Consider the following 5,987-nt stretch of genomic DNA (forward strand, 5'->3'; position numbering starts at 1 on the left):
CCATCACGCTGCTGGAAGCGCCTGTGCGCGCGGTCGCGGGCGGCAATGCGTTCACCATCCGCGCCGGCTGCGACAAACGCGCCGAGACCTGCACGGCGAAGTTCTCGAACATCCTCAACTTCCGTGGCTTCCCGCACATCCCCGGCCAGGACGCGGTTGTCCGCTACGCCCATGCCGATGGCGGCCATGAAGGCGCGGTGTTGTGATGCAAGCCGACCCCACAAAGGTCATCGCCGCCGCGCGCGGCTGGCTGGGCACGCCCTATCACGACCAGGCCAGCCTCAAGGGCGTCGGCTGCGACTGCCTGGGTCTGGCGCGTGGCGTCTGGCGCGATGTGGTCGGGGCCGAGACGCTCCGCGTGCCGCCCTACAGCCGGGATTGGGGCGAGATCGGCGCCAGCGAGGTTCTGGCCGACAGCGCCGCGCAGGTCATGATCCGCACCGACCCGCTTGATGCCGGCCCCGGCGCGGTGGTGCTGTTTCGCATGCGGGCCGGGGCGATCGTCAAGCATGTCGGGATCCTGACCGGGCCTGACAGCTTCGTCCACAGCTATGAGCGGCTCGGCGTGATCGAGGAACCGCTCACCACCGCATGGCGGCGGCGCATCGCCTTCGCCTTCCTGTTTCCTCGCCCGGCCCCGAGTTCAGTCTTGGCCCGGCGCAAGAAGAAGTTCTGATCCATGGCAACAATCGTTCTCGGCGCCGTCGGCACCGCCATCGGCGGCGGCTTCGGTGGTGCTGTCCTCGGGCTTTCTGGTGCCACCATCGGCGGCATGATCGGCTCCGGCATCGGCTCTATGGTTGATAGCTGGATCGTCTCGTCGCTGCTGCCCGGCCAGCGCATCGAGGGCGCGCGCATGGACAGCCTGCGCGTCACCTCGGCGACCGAGGGCGTCGTGATCCCGCGCCTCTATGGCCGCATGCGGATCGGCGGCAATATCATCTGGGCCACCGATTTCCGCGAGGAGGTGAACACCACCCACCAGGGCGGCGGCAAGGGCGGCGGGCCCAAGGTCACCAGCACCGAATACAGCTATTTCGCCTCGTTCGCGGTGGGTTTGTGTGAAGGGCCGATTACCGGCATCGGGCGCATCTGGGCCGATGGCAAGGTCCTCGACACCTCGGCGATCACCGTGCGCTGGTATCCGGGTGACGAGGTGCAGGGAGCCGATCCGTTCATCGTGGCGAAGATGGGGGCAGCGCAGACACCAGCCTGGCGCGGCACGGCCTATGTCGTGTTCGAGGAACTGTTGCTGGCCGATTTCGGCAACCGTCTGCCGCAGCTGTCCTTCGAGCTGTTTCGCCCTCTCGATGATCCCGACACCGCCGAAGGGCTGGTTGAGGCGGTGACCATCATCCCCGCCTCGGGAGAATGGGCCTATGCAACCGAGATCGTGCGCAGGACCGAGGGCGGGCGTTCGGGATGGGAACCGGGAGGCCAGATCGTCGGCGGCACGACATATTCCGAAAACGTCCATGCACTGCCCGAGACGCCCGACATGCTGGTCTCGCTCGACCGGCTTGAAGCCATGGTACCTGCCGTCACAGGCGCCTCGCTGGTGGTCTCGTGGTTCGGCGACGATCTGCGCGCCGGGCAATGCACGATCCGGCCCAAGGTCGAGATGGCGGAGAAGACCACGACGCCGGAGTGGCGCGTGAACGGCGTGACCCGGTCGCAGGCGCTGGTGGTCAGTCAGGACGATCAGGGTCGCCCGGTCTATGGCGGCACGCCGGCAGATTTTTCGGTTGTTCAGGCCATCCGCGAGATGAAGGCGCGCGACCTGAAGGTGACCTTCTATCCGTTCCTGATGATGGATATCCCGGCCGGCAACACCCTGCCTGACCCCTATTCCGACAATGCCGCCACCATCGGCCAGCCGGTGCTGCCCTGGCGCGGGCGGATTACCTGCTCTCCTGCACCGGGCTTTGCCGGCACCGTGGACAAGACCACCGCCGCTGGCGCGCAGGTCGCGGCTTTTTTCGGTGCGGCGCAACCCGACAATTTCTCAGTGAGTGGTGAGACGGTCACCTGGACCGGCGCGGCGGATGATTGGGGCTTTCGCCGCATGATCCTGCATTACGCCCATCTCTGCGCGGCGGCCGGCGGCGTCGATGCTTTCCTGATCGGCTCGGAGATGCGCGGGCTGATGCAGATCCGGGCGTCTGTATCTGGCAAAAGCTGGGCTTTCGACAGCAGTCTTGGCGGCTGGTCGCTTTACCACGCGACGGGCGGGATTTCGGGCCGCGCGCTGACGCTCACCCCCAACAATGCGAACCCGCGCCTGCAACACAACGCCGCCACCACTATGGACGGGCGCAAGGTTCGATACATGATCATCGATTTCGAGCGCACCGTGGCACGGACAACCGGAACATGGCTGGGGCGGATCCTGTTCTCGACGGACGCTCTCGCCCTGTCGTTGGCCCGGCAGGCACGGTTCGGGGATGTCCCAGTTGGCATCAGGACGCGTGCCGTGGTCGATATGTGGGACCTCCAAAGTGGCGGCACCGCATGGAAAGACGCGCCAGAGATCCGCGCCATCCGCATCGACATCGAGGAAGGCGGCCCGGACTCGTCGTTCCGGTTCTACGGCATCCATTTCACCGATGCGCTGCCGACCTATCCCGCCGTGGAGGAACTTCGCACGCTGGCAGCGGACGTGCGCGCGATCCTCGGGCCGGGCACAAAGATCAGCTATGCCGCCGACTGGTCGGAGTATTTTGGCCATCATCCGCAGGACGGCAGCGGCGACGTGTTCTTTCACCTCGATCCGCTCTGGTCGGATGCGAATATCGATTTCATCGGCATCGACAATTACATGCCGCTTTCCGACTGGCGCAACGGCTGGGATCATCTCGACGCGCTGGACTGGCCGTCGATCCATGACCGCGCCTATCTGCAGAGCAACATCGCCGGCGGCGAGGGGTTTGACTGGTTCTATGCCAGCGCGGCCGACCGGATCGCGCAGAACCGCACGCCGATCACGGATGGTGTCGCAGGCAAGCCGTGGGTGTTCCGCACCAAGGATCTGCGCGGCTGGTGGTCGAACCCGCATTTCGACCGGCCCGGTGGGGTCGAGGCAGGATCGCCGACCGCCTGGCTGCCACAGTCGAAGCCGATCCGCTTCACTGAGCTCGGCTGCCCGGCCGTGGATCGCGGCACCAACCAGCCGAACGTGTTTCACGACCCGAAATCTTCGGAATCGTTCTTCCCATACTTTTCGCATGGACCTGGGATGCCCGACCCTATCCGTTCTTCCCCGAACTCTCGGATATCTGGGCCGATGGCGAGAACTGGCGCCTCGGGCACTGGCTGACCGGGCGGCTGGGCGCGGTGTCGCTGGCGGCGCTGGTGCGGCGCCTCTGTCTGCGCGCCGGGCTGCCCGAGGCGTGGATCGATGTTTCGGGGCTGACCGGGGCTGTCGATGGCTATGTGATCTCGGCGCTGGAATCGCCCCGGACCTCGATCACCATGCTGGCGCGGCATTTCGGCTTCGATGCGGTCGAGAGCGAAGGCCGCATTCGCTTCGTGATGCGCGGCAGCGCCCCGGTGGTGGTGATCGCGCCCGACGACATGGTGGCCGGCGGTGCGGGCGAGGTGATGGAACTGACCCGGGGCCAGGAGACCGAGCTGCCACAGGCGCTGAAATGGCAGGTCGCGCGCGCCGACGAGGATTATGACGCCATCACCGTCGAGGCGCGGCGCATCACCGTGGACGCCACACGCGTCGCCTCCGACAGTTTTGCGGTGGCAGTGCCACCCGAGGAGGCCGACCGGCGCTGCCGCCGCGCGCTGATGGAGGCCTGGATCGGGCGCGAGACCGCCGCCTTCCGCCTGCCGCCGTCCCGGCTGGCGCTGGATCCGGGCGACGTGATCGCGCTGGACCACGATGGCCGACACTCGGAGCTGCGGATCATTTCCACCTCGGATGCCGAGGCGCGCAGCATCGAGGCGATCCGCCAGGACCGCGACGCTTATGACCTGCCGCCCGGCAGTCCGCGCCCGGCATCGCTGACGCAGCCGGTGGTGTTCGGGGCGCCGCTGGCGGTGATCCTCGACCTGCCGCAGCTGACCGAGGCGCATGTCGCGCATCACCCGCTGATCGCCGCCTATGCCCGACCATGGCCCGGCCAGATGGCGGTGTTCCGCAGCCCGGATCAGGATGGGTTTAACCTGCTGACCTCATTCACCGCCCGAGCGCGGATGGGCGTTCTGGCGGCCGATCTCCATGCTGGGCCCACCTCGCGTTTCGATTATGGCAACGTGGTCTATGTCGATCTGCTGACCGGGACGCTGGAAAGCGTCACCGACCTGCGGCTGTTCAGGGGCGAGAACAGCATCGCGGTCGAGCAGCCCTCTGGGGCCTGGGAGCTTCTGCAATTCGGCGAAGCGGAACTGATCGCCCCCGGCCGCTATCGGCTGTCGCGCCTGCTACGCGGCCAGCGCGGCACGGATGTCGACATGGCCGCCATGGTGCCCGAGGGCGCGCGGGTGGTGGTACTGGATACGGCAGTCAATCCGCTGCCGATCAGCGAGGCCGATCTGGGCCTGCCGTGGAACTGGCGCGTCGGACCATCCTCTCGGCCGGTCAGCGACGACAGCTATCTGGCCGCGACCTTCACCCCGCGCGGGAAGGGCCTGCGCCCGTTCTCACCCGTGCATGTCGAGCAGCCGTGGCGGCGCGCGCGCAGCCCCGGCGATCTGACCATAAGCTGGAAGCGACGTGACCGTTCCCTGGCCGCCGATAGCTGGAACGCCACCGAGGTGCCGATGTCTGAAGCTATCGAGCGCTGGCAGGTCGATATTCTCGACGGATCGGTTGTCAGGCGCACTCTAACAGCAACAGGAATGACCAACGCGGTCTACACCGCCGCCCAGCAGATCACCGATTGGGGCGCGCCGCTCGGGCCGGGTGCCTCACTCGATGTCCGCATTGCCCAGATCGGGCAGGCATATGGGGCTGGCGCTGCCCCCATCACCACCCTCTGGTTCTGATCAGGAGACAATTCATGTCCGAGACCTCAGCGCATCTGGCGCTGCCCTTCATCATGGCCGCGCAGGCGCAAAAACACGTCACCATGAACGAGGCCCTGCGCATGCTCGATGGCATCGTCCAGCTGGCGATCCTCGACCGTGACCTGACCACGCCACCGGCCAGCCCGGCCGAAGGCGACCGCTATATCCCGGCCAGCGGCGCAACAGGCGCGTGGGCAGGCTGGGCGGGCAGCATCGCCTATTGGATCGACGGAGCGTGGATGCGGATCCTGCCGAGCGCCGGTTGGATGGCCTGGATCGAGGACGAGGCGCAGGCCATCGTCTGGACCGGATCGGCGTGGATCCCGGTTGTGGATGCCATGGGCTTCATCGCCCAAGCCGCCTCGGTCGCCGTGGCGCGGGAGGCGAATGGCGCGACCACCGGCATGGCGGTGCTCGAGGAAACTCTCACCGGGCTTTCGGGTGCCAGCGGGGACTCGACCATCGTGATCCCCAACCGCGCCATCGTGCTCGGCGTATCCGTGCGGACAGTGACCGCGGTGCTGGGGGCCAGCTCCTTCGACTGCGGCGTCAGCGGCGAGCCCTCGAAGTTCGGCGGCTCGCTCGGTGTGGCCGTCGGCAGCAGCAATATCGGCGTCATCGGCCCGACGGCCTTCTATGCCGACACGCCCGTGCGGCTGACCGCCAATGGCGGAAACTTTGCCGGCGGCGCCGTTCGCATTGCCATCCATTACCTGACCTGCGGCGCGCCGGGCTGAACCCATGGGAGAGAACTTCATGGACAGCATTCGCGAATGGTGGGGCGCGATCATGGCGGCGACCGGCCTTGGCATTTGGCTCGTGCGGCTTGAGGGCAGCAGCAAGACCGCGCTGCGGGAGATCGCAAGGCTGGAAAAGCAGCTCGACGCCGACCGCCAGGCGATCTCGGAAACCCGCAAGGAACAGAACGAGATGCTGCGCGAGATGCGCGCCGACATCAAACGCCTGCTGGA

At 66.9% G+C, this 5,987-nt stretch carries 6 protein-coding genes and 1 pseudogene; all 7 read left to right on the plus strand.

Annotated elements, in window-relative coordinates; translation table 11 throughout:
• Positions 1–206 (plus strand): phage BR0599 family protein (locus WMK75_RS17940; protein ID WP_347268951.1); only part of this gene is annotated, 206 nt, incomplete at its 5' end.
• On the plus strand, positions 206–676 hold the full coding sequence (locus tag WMK75_RS17945; RefSeq protein ID WP_347268952.1) for an NlpC/P60 family protein: 471 nt from the start codon (positions 206–208) through the stop codon (positions 674–676). The genes WMK75_RS17940 and WMK75_RS17945, both read left to right, overlap by 1 nt.
• Before the next feature lie 3 nt (positions 677–679).
• Positions 680–2,161: pseudogene (locus WMK75_RS17950) on the plus strand (glycoside hydrolase TIM-barrel-like domain-containing protein); the annotation flags it as partial.
• A gap of 168 nt (positions 2,162–2,329) precedes the next feature.
• Entirely contained in the window at positions 2,330–3,316 is a 987-nt protein-coding gene (locus WMK75_RS17955) for a glycoside hydrolase TIM-barrel-like domain-containing protein (protein ID WP_347268955.1), read from the plus strand.
• Positions 3,317–3,351: 35 nt separating this feature from the next.
• Positions 3,352–4,995, plus strand: a complete 1,644-nt coding sequence (locus WMK75_RS17960; protein ID WP_347268953.1) for a phage tail protein — start codon at positions 3,352–3,354, stop codon at positions 4,993–4,995.
• 14 nt (positions 4,996–5,009) lie between these two features.
• Positions 5,010–5,753, plus strand: coding sequence for a DUF2793 domain-containing protein (locus WMK75_RS17965; RefSeq protein WP_036706984.1), 744 nt, complete (start codon positions 5,010–5,012; stop codon positions 5,751–5,753).
• Between the two features lie 19 nt (positions 5,754–5,772).
• A partial coding sequence (locus WMK75_RS17970; RefSeq protein WP_347268954.1) for a hypothetical protein occupies positions 5,773–5,987 on the plus strand: 215 nt, incomplete at its 3' end.

The sequence above is a fragment of the Paracoccus sp. (in: a-proteobacteria) genome, from assembly GCF_039808215.1.
Taxonomy (GTDB): Bacteria; Pseudomonadota; Alphaproteobacteria; order Rhodobacterales; family Rhodobacteraceae; genus Paracoccus.